Source organism: Lysobacter sp. ESA13C, assembly GCF_019970005.1.
GTDB lineage: Bacteria > Pseudomonadota > Gammaproteobacteria > Xanthomonadales > Xanthomonadaceae > Lysobacter > Lysobacter antibioticus_B.
Genome location: NZ_JAHXYK010000003.1, coordinates 344,610 through 367,429 on the forward strand (window position 1 = coordinate 344,610; position 22,820 = coordinate 367,429).

The window sequence follows — 22,820 nt, forward strand, 5'->3', positions numbered from 1 at the left end:
GGTTCTCCCTTCCGCGCGGATCGCCTGGCCGGGCCGCACCAGCGCCCGCCAGACCCGCGCCGCCGCCCTCACGGGTACCCGTTCAGAGATCCGCATGCGACCACGTTCCGGCCTTCGCACCTGCTGCACCCTTGTCTTCGCCCTCGCCCTGACCGCCTGCGGCAGCAAGGGCGGGGCGCCCCAGGGGGGCCAGGGCGGCGATCGCCCGATTCCGGTCACCACCGAGCCGGTCCGCTTGCGGCCCTGGAACGACACCGTGCAGGCGCTCGGCAACGTCAAGGCGCGCGAGTCGATCACGGTCACCGCCAAGGTCAGCGAGATCGTCCAGGGCGTGCATTTCGACAGCGGCGACCAGGTCGCCGCCGGCGCGTCGCTGATCACCCTCAGCGGCAAGGCCCAGCAGGCCGCCCTGGCCCAGGCCGAGGCCACCGCCAAGGAAGCCGATGCCCTGTACAAGCGGCAAAGCGAATTGGCCGCGCAGCAGTTGATCGCGCGTTCGGCGCTCGACACACAGCGCGCCACCCGCGACGCCACCCGCGCCCGGGTCGAGCAGATGAAGGCCGACATCGGCGACCGGGTGATCCGCGCGCCGTTCTCCGGCGTGCTCGGCATTCGCCAGGTCAGCCCCGGCTCGCTGGTCACCCCGGGCACGCCGATCGCGACCCTCGACGACACCGGCCGGGTCTATGTCGATTTCCCGGTGCCGGAAACGCTGTTGGCGCGCGTCGCCAAGGGCCAGACCGTCGACGGCACCAGCGCCGCGTATCCGGGCCAGCCGTTCCAGGGCGAGGTCAGCACGATCGACGCGCGGGTCGACCCGGCCACGCGCGCGATCACGGTGCGCGCCGATTTCCCCAATCCCGACCATCGCCTGCGGCCGGGCATGTTGATGCAGGTGACCTTGCTGCAACCCGAGCGCCAGGCCCTGTTGATACCGGAGATCGCGGTGGTGCAGGTGGGCACCGATTCCTACGTGTTCCGGGTCAAGCCCGACAACACCGTCGAGCGCGCCGACGTCGAAGTCGGCACGCGTCGCGAAGGGCTGGCCGAGATCGTCAAGGGCCTGCAGGTCGGCGATGTCATCGTCGTCGACGGCACCGGCAAGCTGCGTGTCGGCAACAAGGTCCAGGCCGCCGGTGCGAATGCGCCCGCGAAGCGCCAGGGCGAGCCGGCTGCAGCCAAGGGCCGCGCGAATGGCTGACTGGATGCGGTCCCTGCTGTCTTCGTTTCCGCGCAAGCCCGATGCCGGCGACCTGCGCGCCGCGGTCAAGCGCGCCCTGGACTTCCGCCTGCGCGGCATGTCCGGGGCTCCGCCTGAAGACCTGGCCTACGACCCCGAGCAGGCCCCGGGCGACCGGCCCAAGGTCGTGCCGATCTACATAGCGCCGAAGCGCAGCGCGCCCAAGCGCCGCAACGGCGGCGACGCGCGATGAATATTTCCGACCTGTCGATCCGCCGTCCGGTGTTCGCCACCGTGATGAGCCTGCTGCTGATCACCCTGGGCGTGATGGCGTTCTCGCGCCTGACCTTGCGCGAATTGCCGGCGATCGACCCGCCGGTGGTCTCGGTCGACGTGACCTATCCCGGCGCCTCGGCGGCGGTGGTCGAGACCCGCATCACCCAGGTGCTCGAAGACGCCTTGGCCGGCATCGAAGGCATCGAGAGCATCGAATCGCGCAGCGTCAACGGACGCGCCTCGATCAGCATCGAGTTCACCTTGCAGCGCGAGATCGAGGCTGCGGCCAACGACGTGCGCGATGCGGTCAGCCGCGTCTCCAACCGCATGCCGGAAGAGGCCGACCCGCCGCAGATCGAAAAGGTCGAGAGCGACGCCGACCCGATCATGTGGCTGAACATGAGCTCCAAGCAGATGGACACGCTGCAGCTGTCCGACTACGCGGAGCGTTACGTGGTCGACCGTCTGTCCTCGGTCGACGGCGTCGCCCAGGTCCGGATCGGCGGCCAGCAGCGTTATGCCATGCGCATCTGGCTCGACCAGGACGCGTTGGCGGCGCGCGACATCACCGTCAACGAGGTCGAGGCCGCGCTGCGCGCCGAGAACGTCGAACTGCCGGCCGGGCGCATCGAATCGCAGACGCGCGACTTCACTCTGCGAGTCGCGCGCAGCTACCAAAAACCCGAGGACTTCGCCCAGATTCCGCTGAAGAAGGGCGCCGACGGTTATGTCGTGCGGCTCGGCGACGTCGCCAAGATCCAGCTCGATTCGGCCGAACGCCGCGCCTATTACCGCAGCAACGGCGAGCCGAACATCGGCCTGGGCATCGTCAAGACCTCCACCGCGAACAGCCTCGACGTGGCCCGCGCGATCCGCGCCGAGGCCGACAAGATCCGCCCGGGCCTGCCGGACGGCACCAACATCTTCGTCGCCTTCGACACCACCATCTTCATCGAGTCGGCGGTCGAGCGCGTGTACCACACGCTGGCCGAAGCGGTGATCCTGGTGTTGATCGTGATCTGGTTGTTCCTCGGCAGTTTCCGCGCCGCGCTGATCCCGGCGGTGACCGTGCCGGTGTGCCTGATCGCTGCCTTCATTCCGCTGTACGCCTTCGATTTCTCGATCAACCTGCTGACTCTGCTGGCGCTGGTGCTGTGCATCGGCCTGGTGGTCGACGATGCGATCGTGGTGCTGGAGAACATCCAGCGCCGCGCCGACCTGGGCGAACCGAAGCTGGTCGCCGCCGCGCGCGGCACCAAGCAGGTCGCGTTCGCGGTCATCGCCACCACCGCGGTGCTGGTGGCGGTGTTCCTGCCGATCGGCTTCATGGAAGGCAACACCGGGCGCCTGTTCCGCGAGCTGTCGGTGGCGCTGGCCGGCGCGGTGGCCTTGTCGGCCTTCGTCGCGCTGACCCTCACGCCGATGATGTCGTCGAAGTTCGTGCGCCCGCACAGCGAAGAGAAATCCAACCCGGTCAACCGCTGGGTCAATGCGCGCCTGGAAAGCGTGAGCCGGCGCTATAAAGGCCTGCTCGACCACACCGTCGAGCGGCCGTGGCTGTTCGGCGTGCTGATGGTGATCGCGCTGGCCTTGAGCTTCGGCCTGTTCAAGCTGGTGCCTTCGGAGCTCGCGCCGCAGGAAGACCGCGGCTCGTTCCAGGTCTCGATCATCGGGCCGGAAGGCGCCGGCTACGACTACACGGTCAAGCAGGTGCAGCAGGTCGAGAAGATCATCGCCTCGCACACCGGCCCGGACCAGACCATCCAGCGCTACAACCCGCGCGTGCCCGGCGGTTTCGGCGCCAGCGAGGAAATGCACACCGGCCGCATCGCGGTGTTCCTGCAGGATTGGGACAAGCGCGACGTCAGCACCGCCGACGTCGCCGACGGTCTGCGCAGCGAGCTCGGTCAGTTGACCGGCGTGCGCGCGCTGCCGCAGGTCGGCGGCGGCCTGGTGCGTACGCGCGGGCAGCCGATCCAGATCGTGCTCGGCGGCCCCGAATACGTCGAACTGGCGAAGTGGCGCGATCGTCTGCTCGCCCGCATCGAGCAGAACAAGGGCCTGTTCTCGGTCGACTCGGACTACAAGGAAACCCGCCCGCAGATGCGCGTGGAGATCGACCGCCAGCGCGCCGCCGATCTCGGCGTCAGCGTCACCGACATCGGCCATTCGCTGGAAACCATGATGGGTTCGCGGCGCGCGACCACCTTCGTGCAGAACGGCGAGGAGTACGACGTGATCGTCCAGGCCGGACGCGAAGTGCGCGCCTCGCCGGCCGACCTGGCCGCGATCCAGGTGCGCGCGCGCGACGGCGGCCTGGTGCCGCTGTCGAACCTGGTCACCTTGAAGGAACTGGCCGAGCCCGGCAGCCTCAACCGCTTCAACCGCCTGCGAGCGATCACCGTCAGCGCCGGCCTTGCGCCGGGCTACACCATGGGCGAGGCGATCACCTGGCTCAACCAGGTGGTCGAGGAAGAACTGCCGGAACAGGCGCAGATCGACTGGAAGGGCGAATCGCGCGAGTACCAGAAGGCCGGTGGCGCGGTGCTGATGACCTTCACCTTGGCGTTGCTGGTCGTTTACCTCGTGCTCGCTGCGCAATTCGAGAGCTTCATCCATCCGTTCGTGATCATGCTCACCGTGCCGCTGGGCGTGCTCGGCGCCTTGCTCGGCCTGTGGATGACCGGCGGCACCCTCAACCTGTTCAGTCAGATCGGCATCGTCATGCTGGTCGGCCTGGCGGCGAAGAACGGCATCCTGATCGTCGAGTTCGCCAATCAGTTGCGCGACGAGGGCCGCAGCATCCACGAGGCCATCGTCGAGTCCTCGGCGGTGCGCCTGCGGCCGATCCTGATGACCTCGATCGCGACCGTGGTCGGCGCCGTGCCGCTGGTCCTGGCCGGCGGCCCGGGCTCGGCGAGCCGGGCGACGATCGGCATCGTGGTGATCTTCGGCGTGTCGTTCTCGACCCTGTTGTCGCTGTTCATCGTGCCGGCGTTCTACGTCTTGCTGGCGCGCTACACCAAATCGCCCGAGGCGGTCGCGCACGAGCTGGAGAAGCTGGAAAAGGACACCCCGCAGGCCGGCGGCCACGCGTGATCGCGTGAATGCAGGCCGGCGCACCGCTTCCGGGTAGGAGCGGCGCAAGCCGCGACCGCGGGGCCTCGGCTACGACGCGTGTCGCGGCTCGCGACCGAAGGAAATCCAGGAGGACGCCGCTCCTGCCCAGACGCCGTCCCCGGACCCGGTTTCCGCCCCCCAACAGTGATGCAGTACGCTATCGCCATGAACGCCGCTCCCTTATCCGACCCGGGCGATATCCGCCTGCTTGGCGAAGGCTTCGTCCTGCGCCCCTGGCGGCCCGACGACCTCGACAGCCTGGTCGAACACGCCAACGACGAACACGTCTCGCGTTCCACCAGCGATCGCTTTCCCTATCCCTATACCCGCGAAGACGGCGAGCGCTTCCTGTCCGGCCAGGTCGTCAATCTCAACGACCCGGTCATGGCGATCGAAGTCGACGGCCGCGCTTGCGGCGGCATCGGCGTGCGCGCCGGCCAGGGCGAGCGCGGCCACAGCGCCGAGCTGGGCTATTGGCTCGGGCGCGCGCTGTGGAATGCCGGCCTGATGACGCGCGCGGTCGCTCTGTTCGCGCCTTGGGTCATGCGCGAGCTGTCCCTGTATCGCTTGTGCGCGACGGTGCTCGACCACAACCCGGCCTCGGCGCGGGTGTTGCTGAAGAACGGTTTCGAAGAAGAAGGCGCGCAACGCTGCGCCGTGTTCAAGCGCGGGCAGCTGCACGACTTGCGTGTATTCGCCAAGGTAAGAAGGAGTCTCGACGATGCGACGTGATCCCCCGCGCGGTCCGCGCCCCCCCATCGCTCCGGGACAGAGCCCCTGGCGCACCGGTCCGCGCCGCGACGACGAACAACGCCCGCGGCGCGAGCCCGATGCGCAAGGCAGCGCGGGGCCGGTCGAACCGCCGCCGTCGCCGTACCGCGGCGGACACGATCGCGGCGGACACGCACATGCGCATCCGCACTCGCGTTTGGAACGACGCGAGCAGCGCAACCAACATCCCGCCGATGCGCGCACACCGCGCGAGCGGGCGCGGCCGGAACGCCACGAGCGCGACGAGCGGGTCTATCGCCAGCGCGACGAGGCCGATCTGCGTCAGCCCCTCGGCGACGACATGTTCGAGGCGCCGCATCCGCAACGCGCGCGCCGCGACGTCGAGCTGCGCTTGTACGGCCTCAATGCGATCCGCGCGGTGTTCGCACGCCGGCCGCAGGCGATCCGCAAGCTGTATCTGAGCGGCAACCGCATTCCCGCGCTGCAGCCCTTGCTGGCGTGGTGCGTGGCCAACCGCGTCGGCTATCGCGTGGTCGAGGAAGCCGACCTCGACAAACTCGCGGCCAGCGGGCATCACGAAGGCGTAGTCGCCGACGTGTTGCGCGAGGAGCCGGCTTCGTTGTCGGAATGGCTGCGCGAATTGCCGGAAGGCCCGCAACTGGCGATCTGGCTCGACGGCGTCGGCAATCCGCACAACCTCGGTGCGATCCTGCGTTCGGCCGCGCATTTCGGCGTGGCCGCGGTGCTGATGCCGAAGGATTCGACCCTGGCCTTGTCGGGCGCCGCCGCGCGCGTCGCCGAGGGCGGCGCCGAAGCGGTGCCGATGGTGCGCATGGGCCGCAGCGACAACGCGCTGACCCAATTGCGCGGCGCCGGTTTCGCCTTGGCCGCGACGGTGGTGTCCGGCGGCGACAACGCCTTCGCGACTCAATTGCCGCAGCGCTTGGTCTATGTGTTGGGTGCGGAAAGCGAAGGCATGGACCGCGACCTCGTCGCCGCCTGCGACCTGCGTCTGTCGATTCCCGGCAGCGGCAAGGTCGAAAGCCTCAACGTCGCCGCGGCGACCGCGGTGCTGTTGGCGGCGTGGACTGCGCGTAGCGCATAGGCCATCGCGCTAAAGCCCCTCTCCCGCGCGCGGGAGAGGGAGCTGAGAGGCGTCGGCGAACACAGCACGCAATGAGCGTCGTGCCGCCTCACTCCTCCGGGGGCGTAACCTGCTTGGCTTCGCTGCCGAAATCGCCGTCGGCCGAAGCGGCCAGATAGGCGAACACCGCATACGCCGCGACGTTCTGCGCCAATGCCTTCGGGTCGATCTTGTCGAGGGTGTCGTCGGGCGTGTGGTGGTAGTCGAAATAATCGCTGCCGTCCTGGGCCAGACGCGCCCAGGCCAGGCCGCGCGCGGCGAACGGCGAGATGTCCGGGCCGGGGCCGCCCTTGCCGGGCGTGTGCTCGATGCCTAGCGGTGCCAGGGCCTCGGCGATCTGCTTGTCGGCGGCCTGCGCATGCGCCGGCGCAGAACTCGAATAGGCGTAGATACGGCCCGCGCCGAAATCGCTCTCGGCGCCGATCTGGTGCTGCTTGATCTGCGCCGCGTGCTTGAGCGCATAGGCCTTGCCGCCGTACAGGCCCTGTTCTTCGTTGGCGAAGGCGATCACCCGGATGCTGCGCGCCGGGCGCAGCTTGCTCTGGCCGATCAGCTTGCCCGCGGCCATGGTCAGGCCGACGCCCGCGCCGTCGTCGATCGCGCCGGTGCCGAGGTCCCACGAATCCAGATGGCCGCCGATCACCACGACTTCCTCGGGCTTGCTCTTGCCGCGGATCTCGCCGATGACGTTGTGCGAAGTCGCTTCGCCGTCCCAGCCGCAATCCAGGGCGACGCGCACGCGCACCGGGCCGCGCGCGGCCAGGCGCGCGAGCTGGTCGGCGTCCGGCGCGGCCAGCGCGGCCGACGGAAGCGGGGTCAGGCCGTCGTCGAAACGGGTGATGCCGGTGTGCGGATTGCGGTGCGAGTCGGTGCCGGCCGAACGCATCAGATAGGCGCTGGCGCCGGCGCGGATCGCCGCCGACGGGCCGCGGCTGCGCACGCGTCCGCCGGGGCCGTAGCCGGCGCCGTCCTTGGCGCGCTCCATGCGGTAGTCGATGAAGGCGATCTTGCCCTTGAGCGAACCGGCCGGCGCGGCTTCCAGCGCGGCGAGGTCGGCGAAGCGCACGATCTCGCCTTCGACCTTGCCGGCGGGGCTGCCGCCCAGGGCGGTCAGGTTCAGCGGCTGGCGATGTTCGCCGAGCACTTCGGCCTGCTCGCTGCGGCGCTCCCACTTCGGAAACGTCACCGGTTCCAGCCAGACCTTGTCGAAGCCGAGCTCGCGGAATTTGGCTTCGGCCCACTTCACCGCGCGCGCATCCGCCTCGCTGCCGGCCAGACGCGGGCCGACCTCGGTGGTCAGCGATTCGGTGATGCGATAGCCCAGGTCGCTGGCGAGCGCGCTTTCGCGCAATTCGCCGGCGGCGGCGATAGCGGCCTCGGGAATGCGCGTCTCGCGCGGGGCGGCCACGGCGGAGCCGACGAACAACACAGCAGCGATCGCTGCCCACAACGGTGCGCGCATCCCCAACTCCCTCATCTGGAAAGACCGGAGGCCGCCTGCAACCAGGCGGCCGGAAAAGACGAAGCCGCGAGCTTAGCAACCCGCGGCCCCGTCTCTACCTGTCGCAAGTCACGCCGGACTTGAGGGTTTTTTGTCGCTGCCTATCGCCACGTTTGAGGCACTTTGCCGCAACGGGCGAAGCGTTCTCACTTCTTCAGCGAATCGCGGATCTCGCGCAGCAGCACGATGTCCTCGGGCGTTGCCGCCGGCGCCGCGTCGGCGGGCTTGCGGACCTTGTTGTAAGCCTTGAGGAACAGGAAGATCACGAACGCGATCAGGACGAAGTCGATCGCGGTCTGCAGGAAGGCGCCGTACTTGATCGCGACTTCGGCCGCGACTTCCTTGCCGGCGGCATCCATCTGCGCCGCGGTCAGCACGTACTTGGCGTCGCCGAGGCTGACCCCGCCGCTGAGGTAGCCGATGAAGGGCATGACGATGCCGTCGACCAGGGCCGTGACGATCTTGCCGAAGGCCGCGCCGATCACCACACCGACGGCCAGATCGACCACGTTGCCGCGCGCTATGAACTCTTTGAACTCGCTGATCATGCCCATCCGCATGCTCTCCCTGTGTTGACGACATGAATGCGGCGCCGCAGCGCCGAGGCGACTATACCGGCGCCGGGATGATGTGTCCGTGCAGTTCGGCCACGCCTTCGAGCACGGCGTGATAGCGGTCGCCGGGCTGCAGCGGGCCGACCCCGGAGGGCGTGCCCATGTAGATCAGGTCGCCGGCGCGCAGCGCGTACAGCCGCGACAGCTCATGCAGGATTTCGGGCACGTTCCAGACCAGGTCGGCGAGCGTGCCGCGCTGGCGGACTTCGCCGTTCACTTCCAGGCTCAAGGCGCGTGCGCCGAGTTCGCCGACGTCGGCGACCGGCACGATCGCGCTGATCGGTGCGGCGTGGTCGAAGGACTTGCCGGTATCCCAGGGCAGTCCCTTGGCCTTGGCCTGCGATTGCAGGTCGCGGCGGGTCAGGTCGAGCCCGACGGCATAGCCGTAGACCAACGCCTGGGCGTCGGCGACGGCGAGTTCGCCGGCCGGCGCATCGCGACCGATCGCGACCACCAGTTCGACCTCATGGTGCAGGTCGTCGGTGCCGGGCGGGTAGGGCACGGCTTCGCCGAGTTCGATGGCGTCGTGCGGCTTGAGGAAGAACACCGGGCGGCCGCGATCGGCGGCCGAGGTCGGTACGGCCGCGCCCATTTCGCGTGCGTGTTCGGCGAAGTTGCGCCCGACGCAGTAGACGCGGCGGACCGGGAAGGTGGTGCCGTCGGCGACGTCGGCGCCGCGGACCGGAATACGGGTATGCGGCGGTGCCGCGATCGCGTCGCTCATGCGTTCAATGCGTGGAAGAAGTAGGGGAGCGATGGCCGAGGCGAGCCGCATCGACGACGCGGAACTCGCCTTCGACGATGTCGTGGCCGTGGGCATCGCGATGCGCCATCGGCTTGCCGCGGCGCTTCCATAGTTTGTAGGCAAGGCCGACGGCGATCATCGCCGCGCCGACGACCACGCTGAACATGACCAGCAGCGCCAGCAGCCCGAGCCCGATCACGCCGAGCACGAAACGCAGGAGGCGGTGACGCGGCTTGCGCGGCTCGAAAGCGGTGCGCACGCGCGACTGGAACGCATTCCATTGCGGTCGGTGATCGGAGAATCGGAAGGTCTGGGCAAACATTTAGGGTGTCGTGAGACAATGCGGCAAACGCCGGACACAGGAGTATCGTTCCAGGCATGGACGAGGGTGTGAGAAGTTCGTTAAATCATCCCGGCGAAGGCGGCAACGCAGTGTTGCCCCTGATCGAGCTGGCGCGGCTGGCCGACGGCGCGTTCGTCGAGGTCGAAGCGACCCTGGACGGCGACGCCGAATCGCTGCTGCTGTATCGCGACGGCGAGGCCGTACGCGCCTGGTTGAATATTTGCCCGCATGCCGGCCGCCGTCTCGACTGGGCGCCGGGCCAGTTCCTCAAGAGCAAGGACGGCCTGCTGGTCTGCGCCGCGCATGGCGCGAGTTTCGAGTTGCAAGGCGGCCAATGCGTCGCCGGCCCCTGCCGCGGCGAAGCGCTGCGCGCGGTCGCGGTGACGGTGCGCGATGGGGCGGTGTGGCTGGGGTGAGTTGGGATTGTTAGTGGACAGCCAACAGCCAACAGCCAACAGCAAATCCCCCCTGCCCCCCTTTTGCAAAGGGGGGATAAGCGAATGCGGGGTTCGTCTTCGCTAGGACTTGCAGCGATCCGGCCGTACCGACAAGCGAGCGAGCCCGGGGCGAGGCGCCGAGCTCATACGGACCCACCAGATGCATTCCCCCCCTTTGGAAAAGGGGGGCAGGGGGGATTTGCTTTTCCCGCCACCGCACCGAAGCTGCGGCGTCTGCGAGGTCACTTCCCCCAGAACAGCAAATTCACCATCAGCACCGTCACCACGGTGTAGATCAGCGACAGCGGGCCGCCGATGCGCCACAGCTCTTTGCCGGTATAGCCGGCTGGGCCGGTGATCATCGAGATCACCGGGTTCGAGGCGGTCATGAAATTGTTCGAGGCCGACAGCGCCACGATCAGGGCGAAGGCGGTCGGGTTGCCGCCGGCGGCGAGCGCGAGGTTGACCGCGAGCGGCACCACCACGATGGTCGCGCCGACATGGCTGATGACCAACGAGAACATCGTCGTCAGCAAGCCGATGAAGATCTCCAGCAGCCACACCGGCGTGCCGCTCGGCAGGCGCTCGATGGTATGGCCGGCGATCCACGCCGCCGCGCCGCTGGAATCCATGGCCCAGCCCAATGGAATCAGGCAGGCCATCAGGAACACGGTCTTCCAGTTGATCGCCGCGTAGGCCTCGTCGATGTTGATGACACCGGCGATCAGCATGCCGGCCACGCCGGTCATCAGCGCGATCGACACCGGCAGACGCGAGGACAGAGCCAGCAGCATCGCCACGGCGAAGATGGTCAGCGCGAGCTTGAGCTTGTGCGGGCGCTGCTCGCCCTTCGGGTAGTCGGTGACGACGACCAGGTCCTTGCTCGCCGCCGCGGTCGCCAGGTCGGTCCAGATGCTGTGGAACACCAGCATGTCGCCGGCGCGCATCGGCACGGTGCGCACGTTGTCGCGCAGCACGCTCTTGTCGCGGTTGATTGCCAGCAGGCTCAGGCCGGCATGCTTGCGCAGGTGCAGGTCGCCGGCGGTCTTGCCGATATACCCGGAGGTCGCCGGCACCACCGCTTCGGAAATGCCGGCGCGGCTGGGGTTGAACAGGTCGGCGAAGTTACGCAGGCGCGAGGACAAACGCAGGAACTGGTTTTGGGCGAAGTCGGCGACCTGCTGCTTCGGCCCCATCGCGCCGAGCACGCTGCCGACCCAGATGCGGGTGTCGGCCGGCGGCGCCAGGCGCGCCTCGCCGTCGCTCTTGAGCGCGAGCAGCAGGGGCGCGCCGCGCAGCGCTTCGGCCTCGCCGAGCGACATGCCGACCAACGGGCTGTCGGCGGTGACCGTCATTTCGTAGACGTCGCCCTCGATGCCGTAGGCCTTGGCGAAATAACTCTGGGTGCGCGCCGGCGTGGCGCCCTTGTCGCTGTCGTCGCGCAGCAGCTTGTCGCCGAAGAAATGGAAATACGCCAGCGAGGCGACCAGCAGGGCGATGCCGATCGGCATCGGCGCGAACATCTTCAGCGGCTCGATGGTCGCCGCGCCCGAGGGCAGGTTGCTGTTGGCGTTGAGCAACAAGTCGTTGAGCAGGATCAGCGGCGAGTTGCCGACCATGGTCAGGGCGCCGCCCATGACGATGGCCGCGGCGATCGGCAGCAACAGGCGCGGCAGCGACAGGCCGGTGCGCGAGGACAGGCGCGAGGCGACCGGCATGTACAACGCCATCACCGACGGGTTCTGCATGAAGGAGGAGTTGAGGCCGGCCACCGCCGTGGTCAGCAACAGCAAGCGTTGTTCGACGCCGTGCGCGCGCCGCAGCAGCCAGGCAGCGAGGCGGTTGAGGGCGCCGGTGCGGTCGAGGCCGGCGCCGAGAATCATCGTGGCGATGATGCTGATAACCGCGTTGCCCGAGAAGCCGTTGAACAGTTCGTCCGGCTCGACCAGGCCCGACAGGCCGAGCAGCACCAGCACGACCAGGGCGACGACGTCGGCGCGGATGCGCTCGAACAGGAACATCGCCATCGTGAAGACCACCAGCCCGAGGACGAGCTTCATGTCGGTGGTGAGCGCGAGGGCGGTATCCATCAGGGCCGGGAATCGGGAATGGAGAATCGGGAATCGGAAGAGCAGGAGCAAGGCAACGCGTCGCCGCCGGATTCGGTCTCAGCAAGGCATCGCGAATGTTCGGTGGGGCGCATCCGATTCCCTATTCCCGATTCCCTATTCCCGGCTGCTTGTCGTACAGCAGATCCCAGACGCCGTGGCCGAGTTTCTGGCCGCGGGTCTCGAAGTGCGTCTGCGGACGCCACGGCGGCCGGGCCACGCTGCCGCGCGGGCCGGCGCGGTTGACCAGGCCGGCGGTCGCATCGAGCACGTCCCACATCTGTTCGGCATAGTCCTGCCAATCGGTGGCGAGGTGCAAGCGACCGTCGGGCGAAAGTTTGCGCACCAGCAGATCGGCGAACGCGGGCTGGACCAGGCGGCGCTTGTTGTGGCGCTTCTTGTGCCACGGGTCCGGGAAATAGATGCGGACCTCGTCGAGCGAGCCGTCGGCGACTTCGTGGTTCAACACTTCGACCGCGTCGTGGTGATACAGGCGGACATGGTCGCTGCCGTCTTCGGCCAGGGCGTTCAACAGCCGGCCGACGCCGGGGGCGTGGACCTCGATGCCGATCAGGTCGCGCTCGCGATCCTGCTGGGCGGCGAAACGCAGGGCCTCGCCGTTGCCGAAGCCGATTTCGAGCACGCGCTTGGCGCTACGGCCGAAGATTTCGTCGTAATCGCGCGGCGAACCCTGGTAGTCGATGCCGAAACGCGGCCACAGCTCGTCGAAGGCGCGTTGCTGGGCGGGGGTGAAGCGGCCCTGGCGCAGGACGAAGCTGCGCACCTGGCGCCGGCCTTCTTCCACGGTGAACGGCTTGGGCGGGGTCTTGGCGCCGTCGCTGGAGAACGGGTCCGTCATTCGATCAAACCGTCGACCGGGCTCGACGCGCTGGCATAACGCTTGCGCGGAATGCGGCCGGCCTTGAACGCGGCGCGGCCGGCCTCGATCGCCAGCTTCATGGCATGCGCCATCAGGATAGGGTCGCGGGCGCCGGCGATGGCGGTGTTCATGAGCACGCCGTCGCAGCCCAGCTCCATGGCGATGGCCGCGTCCGAGGCGGTGCCGACGCCGGCGTCGACCAGGATCGGCACCTTGGCGTTCTCGATGATCTCGAGCAGGTTGTACTTGTTCTGCACGCCCAGGCCCGAGCCGATCGGCGCCGCCAGCGGCATCACCGCCACGCAGCCGATCTGTTCCAGGCGCTTGGCCAGGATCGGGTCGTCGGAGGTGTAGACCATCACGTCGAAACCGTCCTTGACCAGGATCTCGGCCGCGGCCAGGGTCTGGACCACGTCGGGGAACAGGGTGCGCTGGTCGCCGAGCACTTCGAGTTTCACCAGCTTGTGGCCGTCGAGCAGCTCGCGAGCGAGGCGGCAGGTGCGCACCGCGTCGTCGGCGGTGTAGCAGCCGGCGGTGTTGGGTAGCAGGGTGTAGCGGTCCGGGGGCAGCACGTCGAGCAGGTTCGGCTCGCCCGGGTTCTGGCCGATGTTGGTGCGGCGGATGGCGACGGTGACGATCTCGGCGCCGGCGGCTTCGGTCGCCAGGCGGGTCTCGTCGAGGTCCTTGAACTTGCCGGTGCCGGTCAACAGGCGCGAGCGGTAGGTTTTGCCGGCGATGACCAGCGGATCGGATAAGGCGTTGTTCGTCATCGGTGAATTATGTCGGATAACGCCCTGCGCTTGGACCCCGCGCGGCCCGCTGTTTCACCCGGCGTGCGGTTTTCGCTCTGCCGCCGCGGCGCGGCCGGGCGAGGGTTGGGCGGGGCTGGGCGAGGGCTGCAAAACGCGGCTCGGGGCCGTTCCCGGTCGTCCCCGGCGCCATCCATCCAGAACGGCGACCGTTCGTCGCCGGATGATGAAAATGTGATTGAAATCACATTTTGAAGCGTATATTGGCCGGCAAGCGGTACTGGGGCGGCGCTGAAGGTTCGCGACGCATCGGCCATCGCCGGCGGCGTCCGCTGGGGGAAGCGGGCGCCGCGCCGTCGTACGGGACTCGAAAAAGGCACAACCGGTGAAAGCCGGTGTCGCAAAGCCACGGGTGCGGGCCGTCCGGTCAGCATGGCCGAGCTACCGAGCGCGAAGAACAGGGTGCTTTGCCACCCCGCTCACGGAGTTCTGACATGTCCACCACTCGACGTTGGCGTCCGTTGCTTGCAACGGCGCTCTTGCTTGCTACCGCTGCCGCCTTGCCCACCGGGGCCTGGGCGGCCTCGGTGCAGCCGACCACTTTCTCGGGCAACTTCACCAGTTGCGACGACCTGCCCGGCGTAGCGACCTGGGCCGGATTGGGCGGCAGCACCGGCAGCGCACCGGTCAACGGCCAAAGCTACAACCTTGGCGCACCCGGTCAAACCATCACCTTCAACTACACACCTGCCGACCAAAGCAAATTTATCGGCTTCACCTCGACCGTGCCGATGGACTACATCGTGGTCAAGGGCGGCAACGCCTATAACGTCTTCCACTACGACCCCGCCGCCCTCAGCGACATCAATCTGTTCGCACCGATCAATTCCAGCGGCGAACCCGCCGGCGTCAGCCATGTCGTGTTCTGCTTCCTGCCCAAGCCCAGCGGCGAGAAAACCGCCACGGCGAGCTGGAAGCGCTATACCGATTGGCAGATCGAAAAGACCGTGACGCCCGAGAGCATCGTGATGTTCGATGGCGACAGCCACCAGGTCGAATACACCGTCACCGCCACGCCGACCACCCGTGGCATGTACCGCGTCGCCGGCGCCATCACCGTCAAGGACCCGTTCGGCTTCGGTTGGAAGACCACCGCCGTGGTCGACACCATGCAGTTCAACAACAGCGCGACCCAGTTCCAGCTGAGTTGGACCTCGCAGGGCGGCGACACCGACACCCTGGCCTGCGTCAAGCCGGCCGCGAATCCGGACAAGATCATCCTGACCTGCGATTACGCGTTCGACCTGAGCAGCAACACCCATCCGTTCCTGCTCAACGCCAGTGGAGGCGTCAACGCCGCCGGCATCACCAGCGAGCGCAACGGCGGCACCTATACGTTCGTGGCTTCCGCTGCGTTCTCGATCCCGGCGAACCCGGCCGAGAGCTACGGCGACACGTTCGTGATCGACGACTCGATGCTGCCGGGCGATCCGAACCACAGCTTCAGCCTCGGCAACGGTCCGTATGTGTGGACCTATCCGCGTCCGTCGCCGTTCGTGTGCGGTGCCGACGAAGGTCAGCACAACAACACCGCAACCGGTACCTGGAGCACCAGCGCCAGCACCAATGCCACGGCCAGCGATTCGGCCATGGTCACCGTCGCCTGCCGGACCGTCGCGATCAGCAAGACCGCGCAGACCCGCTACGACCGCGACTATGCCTGGGCGCCCGACAAGCATGTGGTGGTCTCGCCGGCCGACGCCAAGGTCGTCGGCATGCAGGGCTGCCTGCCCGATCCGATCGCCAGCGGCATCTACGCCGGTAACTTCCTGTGCGACGACGTCGACGTGCTGCTCAATGTCGGCGGCAACTACGAGACGGTCTATCGTCTCGCGGCGACCCGCAGCACCGAGTCCGAGAGCGGCTTTGCGGTCAGCGGCAGCATCATGGTCACCTGGCCTGCCGACGCGACACCGCAGTTCAGCCCGGCCGATCCGAGCGACACTCTGCACTTCGCCGGTGGAGGCACCCAGTCGGTGTCGCCGACGTGCGACCCGCAGGGCGCGACCTCGCTCAACTGCACCTACGACGCAGCGCTGAGCGGCAAGCTCGAAGGCTATAACGAGGCGAGCATCCAGCGCGTGCTGAAGTGCTACGACGCTGCCGGCAACGCCAGCGATTGCGGCTTCACGAGCTACACCTCCAACCAGGCCGCACTGGTGTACGGCTCGCCGAACGTCGAAACCGACGCCTGCGTGCAGGTCAGCGACCTGTTCAACGGCATCCCGGGCCTCAACCTCGGCGATACCTTCGGTTGGCAGGTCAGCCCGCTGATGTGCAGCAGCTTCGCCCAGTACGTCACTGGCGACATCAACCCCGATCCGGGCATCGTCAACAGCCTCGACCTGTTCGCGGCGTGGATACTGCCGAGCCAGACCGGACCCGGTAACACTTGCGAATTCATGGTTCCGAACCTCTTGACCTTGGCGACCGACAACGGCGTCAACAAGAGCGACGAAGCCGTGATCACCGTGAGCGTGCCGGAACTGTGCGCCAACAGCGGATGCACCTACACCCAGGGTTATTGGAAGACCCACTCGAAGTACGGCCCCGCGCCGTATGACGCGACCTGGGCCGCGATCGGAGAAGACACGCTGTTCTTCGCCTCCGGTCAGACCTGGTACAAGGTGTTCTGGACGCCGCCGAAGGGTGGCAACGCGTACTACATCCTCGCGCACCAGTACATGGCCGCACGCCTCAACGCCGAAGCCGGCGCAGGCGCACCGTCCGAGGTGCAGGCCGCGATCGCCGAAGCCACCGCATGGTTCATCGGTCGCAGCACCACTGCGCCGAAGGGCGCGGCACGCGACACCGCGATCAGGCTCGCCGGGATTCTCGGCGCCTACAACGAAGGCACGACCGGACCTGGCCATTGCTCGGTCTCGCCGGCCACCGTGATCGACGCCGGCACCTGATACACCTGCCGTACTTGCAATCCGCAACAGAGCCCCGGCTTCGGCCGGGGCTTTTTTATGCGCCGATGTCATTTGCTTGAACATCGCACCGACACGTAAGGCCCCCTCAAATATCGCATCGACACATGAACTCCCCCCTTTGAAAAAGGGGGGAGGGGGGATTTGCTCTTATCCCATCCACATCAAGGCGATCTGCCCGGAAATCCCCCGGCGCAGCGGGCTTGTCGCTCCGCCGAACGACGCAGGCGCCCGCCCCCTTTGCAAAGGGGGCTTGTGTAGGTGTTTCCGCAGGCCGTTCACGCCCGTCGATCCGTCGGCGTCGAGCACACGGTGTTGATGTGGCCGCTGCCCAGAGAGGTCCCCCTTTGGAAAAGGGGGGCAGGGGGGGATTTGCTCCTGCTCCGCTCTGCATTCGCGCCCCGCATTCGCCCAGCAAGCAAGCTTGACCGATCCTGGCGCCAACCACCGCGCACGCAATTCCATCGACGGCTGTCACGAATCTTTAAACGTCGCGGCCCAGCATGCGCAGGATTGCCGGGCTCGACGCAGGGCCTTCGGACGGAACCGGCCGGCAGCCTTCCCTTCCTTCCGAACGCCGAATCCATGATGCCTTCCACCCGCCAGCTGAGCCGGGCGATCCGTTGCGCCCTCGTATCGACTGCTTTCGCCGCATTCGCCGTTTCCACCGCACAGGCCCAGGACACCGCAGCGACCGCCGCCAGCGATACGAGCAAGGCCGCCGCCAGCGCCACCGATCTCGACACCGTCATCGTCACCGGCCGTTCCGGCACGCGCCAACGCAGCAAGGCCGAAACCAGCTACTCGATCACCGCCATCGACGAGGACCGCCTGCGCATGCAGGCGCCGACCTCGGTCACCGAGGCGATGAAGTCGGTGCCGGGCTTCTGGGTCGAAGCCACCGGCGGCGAAGCCAGCGGCAACATCCGTGCGCGCGGCATCCCGGTCGACGGTTTCGGTTCGGTCACCCTGCTCGAAGACGGCATCCCGGTGCAGCACGACCCGGCCCTGGGCTTCCTCAACGGCGACCAGGCGTTCCGACTCGACGAGACCATCGAGCGCATCGAAGTGGTGCGCGGCGGCCCCTCTTCGGTGTTCTATTCGAACGCGCCGGCCGGCGCGATCAACTTCATCCCGCGCGTGGTCGGCGACAGCGCCGAAGGCGTGGTCAAGTACACCGCTGGCGACTACGGCCTGAACCGTTACGATTTCTTCTTCGGCACGCCGCTCGGCGCCGGCTGGAAGCTCGGCCTCGGCGGCTTTTATCGTTTCGACGACGGCATTCGCGATCCGGGCTTCCAGGCCAACGACGGCGGCCAGTACCGGGTCAACCTGAGCAAGGAGTTCGAGCGCGGCCGCTTCGCCTTCGACTACAAGCGCCTGGACGACAACGTCGCGCTGTACCTCGGCATCCCGATGCGCACCTATGCCGACGGCAAGATCCGCGGCGTGCCCGGCTTCGACGATCACTACGGCACCCTGGCCGGCCCGGACACCCGCCATGCTTCGATGCTGCAGGGCGACCGCAGCCGCTACGCCTTCGACAATGCGCGCGGCACCGAAGTGAAGCGCGACCAGTACACGGCCAAGTTCGATTACGAACTCGGCGCCGGCTTCAAGCTCGCCCAGTCGCTGCGCTACGACCGCACCGAGACCCAGCGCAACGGCGTGTTCCCGCTGCAGTTGCTCAGCGCCTCCAAGTTCCTGTCCGACCCGGCGCTGAAGAAGCAGCTCGCGGCGATTCCGGGCGCGACCGGCGCGCAACTGCGTTACGTCAACACTCCGGGCCAGGTGTTCGACGTCGCCAACCAGAACGGCAACGGCCTGGTCACGGTCGGCGGCCTGCGCGGCGTGACCATGCCGGTCGACGAGCTGATCAGCGACACCCGCCTGATGCGCCGTTTCGATTTCGGCGGACAGAGCCACGACCTCACCTTCGGCTATTACTACGCGCGCTTCGACCAGGACTTCGACCGCTATTCGTCGACGACCCTGCTCGACGTGCGCGACAACGCGCGCCTGCTCGATCTGGTCGCGGTGGACGCCGCCGGCCGCCCATTGGCGACGCTGACCGACCACGGCTTCTACCGCTACGGATACGAGTGGGAGAACGCCAGCGGCCGCTCGACCACCCAGGCCGTGTACCTGTCGGACGAATGGCAGGTCAACGAGCGCCTGCGCATCGACGCCGGCGTGCGCTGGGAGAAAGTCAACGCCAAGGGTTGGACCGAGATCCGCAAGCAGGTCAACCTGGGCACGCCGGCGAGCTCGCAGATCCTGACCGGCTCGGGTCGCTTCGTGAACTACGACCGCGACTACGACAAGCTGGGCTGGACCGTCGGTGCCAACTGGCAGTTCGACAAATATTCGGGCTTGTTCGCGCGTTGGACCCCGACCTTTCGTCTGCCCAATCTGTCGAGCTTCATCACCCGCTATTCCAACTGCACCCAGGCCGCGGCCCAGGACTGCGTGAGCAAGGACACGGCGGCGCAGCCGGTGATCCAGACCATGCAGCTCGGCGAGGTGGGCTACAAGTTCAGCAACGAAACCTTCGACGTGTTCGCCACCTTGTTCTACACCAAGTACGAGAACGTCGGTTTCAGCAACGCCGTGTTCGACCTCAACGCCGGCACCTCGACCGTGCAGCAGGGCTATGCCGACACCAAGACCACCGGCCTGGAGCTGGAAGCGTCGTGGTTCCCGGTGCGCTGGTTCGACATGCAGCTGACCGCGACCGTGCAGGACCCGCAATACAAAGGCCTGCGCTACACCGAGATCGTCAACGGCGCGCCGGTGTTGCGCGACTTCGTCGGCAACCAGTTGATCCGCGTGCCGAAGAACAGCTTCCGCATCGTGCCCGGCATCAACCTGCTCGACGACCGTCTGCGCCTGCAGCTCGCCTACGAATACCAGGGCGAGCGTTTCGTCGACACCGCCAATTCGGTGCGGCTGCCGTCGTACAACGTGCTCAACGCCAGCGCCCGCTACGAGTTCACCCCGGGGCTGACCCTGTTCCTGTACGGCGACAACCTGACCAACTCGCGCGGCCTGACCGAAGGCAACCCGCGCGCCGGCGAGCTGCAGAGCGCCGACGCCGGCGCCAACACCTTCATCGCCCGCCCGCTGCTCGGCCGCGCCTTCCGCGCCGCGCTGATGTACCGGTTCTGAGCGCGATGCGGATGGGGGCGGTCAAGGCTGGGCTGAGTTGCGGCGCGCTGATCGTCGGCGCGCTTATGGCCGGCCCGCTCATGGCCGCCGCCGGTGCGCAAACCAGCGCAGGGGTCGCGGGCGCTGGCTGCAAGCTCGACGCCGATCGCGCCGCGGCGGCCGGCCCGGACTGCAGCCAGACCTGGATCGACGCGCGCCTGCGCATCAACGATCTGCAGGCGATCGGCACCCACAACAGCTACAAGCTCGCGATCCCGCCGCAGGAGCTGGCCGCGCACCGCGCGGTCGATGCGGCCGGCGCGGACTCGCTGGACTATGCGCATCCGCCCTTGTCCGCGCAGTTGGAGCAGGGCGCCCGCACGCTCGAACTCGATGTCTACTACGACCCGCGCGGCGGCCGTTATGCGCACCCGCCGGGCGCCTTGCGCGGCGGCTATGGCGAGGCCGGCCCCTGGTCGCCCGCAGTCGCGGCCGAAATGGCGCAGCCCGGCTTCAAGGTCATGCACCTGGCCGATATCGATTTCCGCAGCCAGTGCATGGCTTTCGTGCAATGCCTGCGGCAGATCCGCGATTGGTCGCAGCGGCATCGCGAGCACGCGCCGATCCTGATCCTGATCAACGCCAAGGACGGCCGCGGCGGGCGGGGTGCGGTCGCGCCGCTGCCGTTCGACAGCGCCGCCTTCGATGCGCTCGATGGCGAAATCCGTTCGGTCTTCGCCGCCGCCGAATTGATCGTTCCCGACGACGTGCGCGGCGATGCGCCGAGCCTGCGCGAGGCGGTGTTGGCCGGTCGCTGGCCGACGCTGGCGCAGGCGCGCGGCAAGGTCCTGTTGGCGCTCGACGAGGACGCGCGCAAAGTCGGCTTGTACCGCGGCGCGCGACGATCGCTGGAAGGGCGGGCGATGTTCGTCAACACCGACGAGCAGGCCTCCGATGCCGCCTATCTGACCCTCAACGACCCGATCGGGCAGGGCGAACGCATCGCCCGGGGGGTCGCCGCTGGCTTCCTGGTGCGCACTCGCGCCGACGCCGACACGCTCGAGGCGCGGCGCAACGACCCGCGCCGGCGCGAGGCCGCCTTCGCCAGCGGCGCGCACTACATCTCCACCGATTACCCGCAGCCCGACCGGCGTTTCAGCCGCTATCGCGTCGTGTTCCCGCGCAGCGAAATCGCGCGCTGCAACCCGCGCCGCCAGCCCGAGCGTTGCAACCAGCGTTCGGTCGAAGCGCTCGAGAAGCACGATTGACGAACCGGGGCATGATCATGAAATCGCTTATTGCGCTGCTGATGCTCGCCTTGGCCTGTACGGCGTCTGTGGCCAGCGCGGCCAGCCCTGCCGACGCCGCCGACGAGACCATCGAGGGCGCGATCGAAGGCCGCGACAATCGCAGCTATCGCGAACTGCCGTTCCGGGTGCCGAACGGCGTCGTTCGCGTCACCGTCGAGTTCGCCTACGACGGGCGCGAGCACAAGACCACGATCGACCTGGGCTTGATCGGCCCTGGCGACTTCCTCGGCCGCGACGGCTTCCGCGGTTGGAGCGGCGGCAACAAGCGCGTGTTCACCGTCAGCGCCGCCGATACGACCCCGTCGTATCCGGCCGGCGCCTTGCCCGCGGGCGAGTGGAAAGTCCTGCTGGGCATTCCGAACATCCGCGCCGAGCAACGCGCCCGCTATGTCGCGCGCATCCATTTCGGCATGGCCGATCGACCCGATGCGTTACCCGCCGCGATCGTCGCCAAGCCCTTGCGTTCCGGGCCGGGCTGGTACCGCGGCGACCTCCACATGCACAGCGGCCACAGCGACGGCAGTTGCGCTTCCCAGGCTGGCAACAAGGTGCCGTGCCCGCTGTTCCTGACCGCGCAGGCGGCGAGCCGGCAGGGGCTGGATTTCGTCGCCGTGACCGAACACAACACGGTCTCGCACCTGCCGGGCCTGCGTGAGCTGCAGCCGTATTTCGATCGTTTGTTGCTGATGCCGGGCATCGAGATCACCACCTTCCAGGGCCATGCGAACGTGTTCGGCACCTACGCCCCGGTCGACTTCCGCGTCGGCAGCGCCGCAGTGCCGGATTGGGACACGGTGTTGCGCGCGCTGGAGAAGCGCGGCGTGCCGGTGTCGATCAATCACCCGATCCGTCCCTCCGACGAACGCTGCATGGGCTGCGGCTGGACGCCGATGCCGGCGGCGGACCTGTCGCGGGTCAGCATGGTCGAGGCCGTCAACGGCGGCGACGCCGACACCCCGGGCTCGGGCATCGCCTTCTGGCAGCGCGAACTCAACGCCGGCCATCGCCTGACCGGCATCGGCGGCAGCGACAACCACGATGCGCCGACCGAGGCCGAAGAGGCCTTCGGCGCGAGCCGGATCGGCCGGCCGACCACGGTCGTGCATGCGCGCGAGCTGTCGATGCCGGCGATTCTCGAAGGCTTGCGCGCCGGCAATGTCTTCGTCGACGTGCGCGGCTCGAAGGATCGCGCCCTGGAATTGAGCGCGCACCACGGGCACCAGAAAGTCGCGATGGGCGGCGAGTTGCGCCTGCGGTCGGGCGATGAGGCCAGGCTGAGCCTGACCGTGCGCAACGTCGCCGGCGGCCGGGTCGAAACCATCGTCGACGGCGTCGCCGTGCCCCTGATCGAGCAGCCGGCGATCGGCGCAGCCGGGCAGCGCTTCGACTTCCGTTGGCGCAGCGATGGCGCCCGCCATTGGCTGCGCGTCGACGTGCGCGACGCGCAGGGACGGCTCGCCTTGATGGGCAACCCGGTGTACTTCAACCGCTAACCGCACGACACCCGGCGGCCGTCGGCGCCGATCCGGGACAATCCGGGT

16 protein-coding genes, 1 pseudogene and 1 riboswitch are annotated in these 22,820 nt (G+C 67.9%); of the genes and pseudogenes, 10 read left to right on the top strand and 7 right to left on the bottom strand.

The window, feature by feature from the left end:
* The first annotated feature begins 94 nt into the window (after positions 1-94).
* From LC490_RS07655 to LC490_RS07675, 5 genes and pseudogenes are all read left to right on the top strand, one after another.
* Positions 95-1,201 carry an efflux RND transporter periplasmic adaptor subunit gene (locus LC490_RS07655; RefSeq protein WP_223619787.1) on the top strand — a complete coding sequence of 369 codons (1,107 nt, stop codon included), beginning with the start codon at positions 95-97 and terminating at the stop codon, positions 1,199-1,201.
* Positions 1,194-1,433 (top strand): hypothetical protein, encoded by a 240-nt coding sequence (locus tag LC490_RS07660; RefSeq protein WP_223619788.1) that lies wholly within the window; start codon positions 1,194-1,196, stop codon positions 1,431-1,433. Before LC490_RS07655 ends, LC490_RS07660 begins: the two co-directional genes overlap by 8 nt.
* Positions 1,430-4,555, top strand: coding sequence for an efflux RND transporter permease subunit (locus tag LC490_RS07665; RefSeq protein ID WP_031371381.1), 3,126 nt, complete (start codon positions 1,430-1,432; stop codon positions 4,553-4,555). The genes LC490_RS07660 and LC490_RS07665 overlap by 4 nt, the downstream gene beginning before the upstream one ends.
* Before the next feature lie 186 nt (positions 4,556-4,741).
* The gene (locus LC490_RS07670) at positions 4,742-5,308 is read left to right on the top strand and encodes a GNAT family protein (protein WP_223619789.1); all 567 of its coding nucleotides are present in this window, start codon (positions 4,742-4,744) and stop codon (positions 5,306-5,308) included.
* Positions 5,309-5,684: 376 nt separating this feature from the next.
* Positions 5,685-6,413, top strand: a pseudogene (locus LC490_RS07675) (TrmH family RNA methyltransferase); the annotation flags it as partial.
* Positions 6,414-6,501: 88 nt separating this feature from the next.
* Here the strand turns inward: LC490_RS07675 and LC490_RS07680 are convergent.
* The 4 genes from LC490_RS07680 to LC490_RS07695 all read right to left on the bottom strand — a co-directional run bounded on the left by LC490_RS07680 (position 6,502) and on the right by LC490_RS07695 (position 9,634).
* Entirely contained in the window at positions 6,502-7,914 is a 1,413-nt protein-coding gene (locus LC490_RS07680; RefSeq protein ID WP_223619791.1) for a M28 family peptidase, read from the bottom strand.
* A 185-nt stretch (positions 7,915-8,099) separates the two neighbouring features.
* On the bottom strand, positions 8,100-8,507 hold the full coding sequence (gene mscL, locus LC490_RS07685; RefSeq protein WP_031371385.1) for a large-conductance mechanosensitive channel protein MscL: 408 nt from the start codon (positions 8,505-8,507) through the stop codon (positions 8,100-8,102).
* 55 nt (positions 8,508-8,562) lie between these two features.
* Entirely contained in the window at positions 8,563-9,291 is a 729-nt protein-coding gene (locus LC490_RS07690) for a fumarylacetoacetate hydrolase family protein (RefSeq protein WP_031371386.1), read from the bottom strand.
* Positions 9,292-9,295: 4 nt separating this feature from the next.
* Positions 9,296-9,634, bottom strand: coding sequence for a hypothetical protein (locus tag LC490_RS07695; protein WP_223619792.1), 339 nt, complete (start codon positions 9,632-9,634; stop codon positions 9,296-9,298).
* Positions 9,635-9,744: 110 nt separating this feature from the next.
* Here LC490_RS07695 and LC490_RS07700 point away from each other — a divergent pair, with 110 nt between their 5' ends.
* Positions 9,745-10,071, top strand: coding sequence for a Rieske 2Fe-2S domain-containing protein (locus LC490_RS07700; RefSeq protein WP_223619966.1), 327 nt, complete (start codon positions 9,745-9,747; stop codon positions 10,069-10,071).
* A 263-nt stretch (positions 10,072-10,334) separates the two neighbouring features.
* Here LC490_RS07700 and LC490_RS07705 read toward each other — a convergent pair whose 3' ends face one another.
* From LC490_RS07705 to LC490_RS07715, 3 genes are all read right to left on the bottom strand, one after another.
* A complete protein-coding gene (locus LC490_RS07705; RefSeq protein WP_031371389.1) occupies positions 10,335-12,182 on the bottom strand; it encodes an SLC13 family permease in 1,848 nt (615 codons plus the stop codon).
* Between the two features lie 121 nt (positions 12,183-12,303).
* The gene (gene trmB, locus LC490_RS07710; protein ID WP_223619793.1) at positions 12,304-13,059 is read right to left on the bottom strand and encodes a tRNA (guanosine(46)-N7)-methyltransferase TrmB; all 756 of its coding nucleotides are present in this window, start codon (positions 13,057-13,059) and stop codon (positions 12,304-12,306) included.
* Positions 13,056-13,850: a thiazole synthase gene (locus LC490_RS07715; protein WP_031371391.1), complete on the bottom strand. Its 795-nt coding sequence runs from the start codon at positions 13,848-13,850 to the stop codon at positions 13,056-13,058. Before LC490_RS07715 ends, trmB begins: the two co-directional genes overlap by 4 nt.
* Positions 13,851-14,194: 344 nt before the next feature.
* Positions 14,195-14,278, top strand: a riboswitch (cyclic di-GMP riboswitch).
* Between the two features lie 45 nt (positions 14,279-14,323).
* On the opposite strand from LC490_RS07715, the gene LC490_RS07720 reads away from it, so the two are divergent.
* The 4 genes from LC490_RS07720 to LC490_RS07735 all read left to right on the top strand — a co-directional run bounded on the left by LC490_RS07720 (position 14,324) and on the right by LC490_RS07735 (position 22,772).
* On the top strand, positions 14,324-16,804 hold the full coding sequence (locus tag LC490_RS07720; RefSeq protein WP_223619794.1) for a hypothetical protein: 2,481 nt from the start codon (positions 14,324-14,326) through the stop codon (positions 16,802-16,804).
* A gap of 603 nt (positions 16,805-17,407) precedes the next feature.
* The gene (locus LC490_RS07725) at positions 17,408-19,990 is read left to right on the top strand and encodes a TonB-dependent receptor (protein WP_223619795.1); all 2,583 of its coding nucleotides are present in this window, start codon (positions 17,408-17,410) and stop codon (positions 19,988-19,990) included.
* Between the two features lie 65 nt (positions 19,991-20,055).
* Positions 20,056-21,237: a phosphatidylinositol-specific phospholipase C1-like protein gene (locus LC490_RS07730; protein ID WP_223619796.1), complete on the top strand. Its 1,182-nt coding sequence runs from the start codon at positions 20,056-20,058 to the stop codon at positions 21,235-21,237.
* A 17-nt stretch (positions 21,238-21,254) separates the two neighbouring features.
* On the top strand, positions 21,255-22,772 hold the full coding sequence (locus LC490_RS07735) for a CehA/McbA family metallohydrolase (protein ID WP_223619797.1): 1,518 nt from the start codon (positions 21,255-21,257) through the stop codon (positions 22,770-22,772).
* Positions 22,773-22,820 lie beyond the last annotated feature (48 nt).

Bases quoted from the DNA above. Each gene is read 5' to 3' on its own strand.
- LC490_RS07655 (WP_223619787.1), top strand. From the start codon at position 95: ATGCGACCACGTTCCGGCCTTCGCACCTGCTGCACCCTTGTCTTCGCC.
- LC490_RS07660 (WP_223619788.1), top strand. From the start codon at position 1,194: ATGGCTGACTGGATGCGGTCCCTGCTGTCTTCGTTTCCGCGCAAGCCC.
- LC490_RS07665 (WP_031371381.1), top strand. From the start codon at position 1,430: ATGAATATTTCCGACCTGTCGATCCGCCGTCCGGTGTTCGCCACCGTG.
- LC490_RS07670 (WP_223619789.1), top strand. From the start codon at position 4,742: ATGAACGCCGCTCCCTTATCCGACCCGGGCGATATCCGCCTGCTTGGC.
- LC490_RS07680 (WP_223619791.1), bottom strand. From the start codon at position 7,914: ATGCGCGCACCGTTGTGGGCAGCGATCGCTGCTGTGTTGTTCGTCGGC.
- mscL (WP_031371385.1), bottom strand. From the start codon at position 8,507: ATGGGCATGATCAGCGAGTTCAAAGAGTTCATAGCGCGCGGCAACGTG.
- LC490_RS07690 (WP_031371386.1), bottom strand. From the start codon at position 9,291: ATGAGCGACGCGATCGCGGCACCGCCGCATACCCGTATTCCGGTCCGC.
- LC490_RS07695 (WP_223619792.1), bottom strand. From the start codon at position 9,634: ATGTTTGCCCAGACCTTCCGATTCTCCGATCACCGACCGCAATGGAAT.
- LC490_RS07705 (WP_031371389.1), bottom strand. From the start codon at position 12,182: ATGGATACCGCCCTCGCGCTCACCACCGACATGAAGCTCGTCCTCGGG.
- trmB (WP_223619793.1), bottom strand. From the start codon at position 13,059: ATGACGGACCCGTTCTCCAGCGACGGCGCCAAGACCCCGCCCAAGCCG.
- LC490_RS07715 (WP_031371391.1), bottom strand. From the start codon at position 13,850: ATGACGAACAACGCCTTATCCGATCCGCTGGTCATCGCCGGCAAAACC.
- LC490_RS07720 (WP_223619794.1), top strand. From the start codon at position 14,324: ATGTCCACCACTCGACGTTGGCGTCCGTTGCTTGCAACGGCGCTCTTG.
- LC490_RS07725 (WP_223619795.1), top strand. From the start codon at position 17,408: ATGATGCCTTCCACCCGCCAGCTGAGCCGGGCGATCCGTTGCGCCCTC.
- LC490_RS07730 (WP_223619796.1), top strand. From the start codon at position 20,056: ATGGCCGGCCCGCTCATGGCCGCCGCCGGTGCGCAAACCAGCGCAGGG.
- LC490_RS07735 (WP_223619797.1), top strand. From the start codon at position 21,255: ATGAAATCGCTTATTGCGCTGCTGATGCTCGCCTTGGCCTGTACGGCG.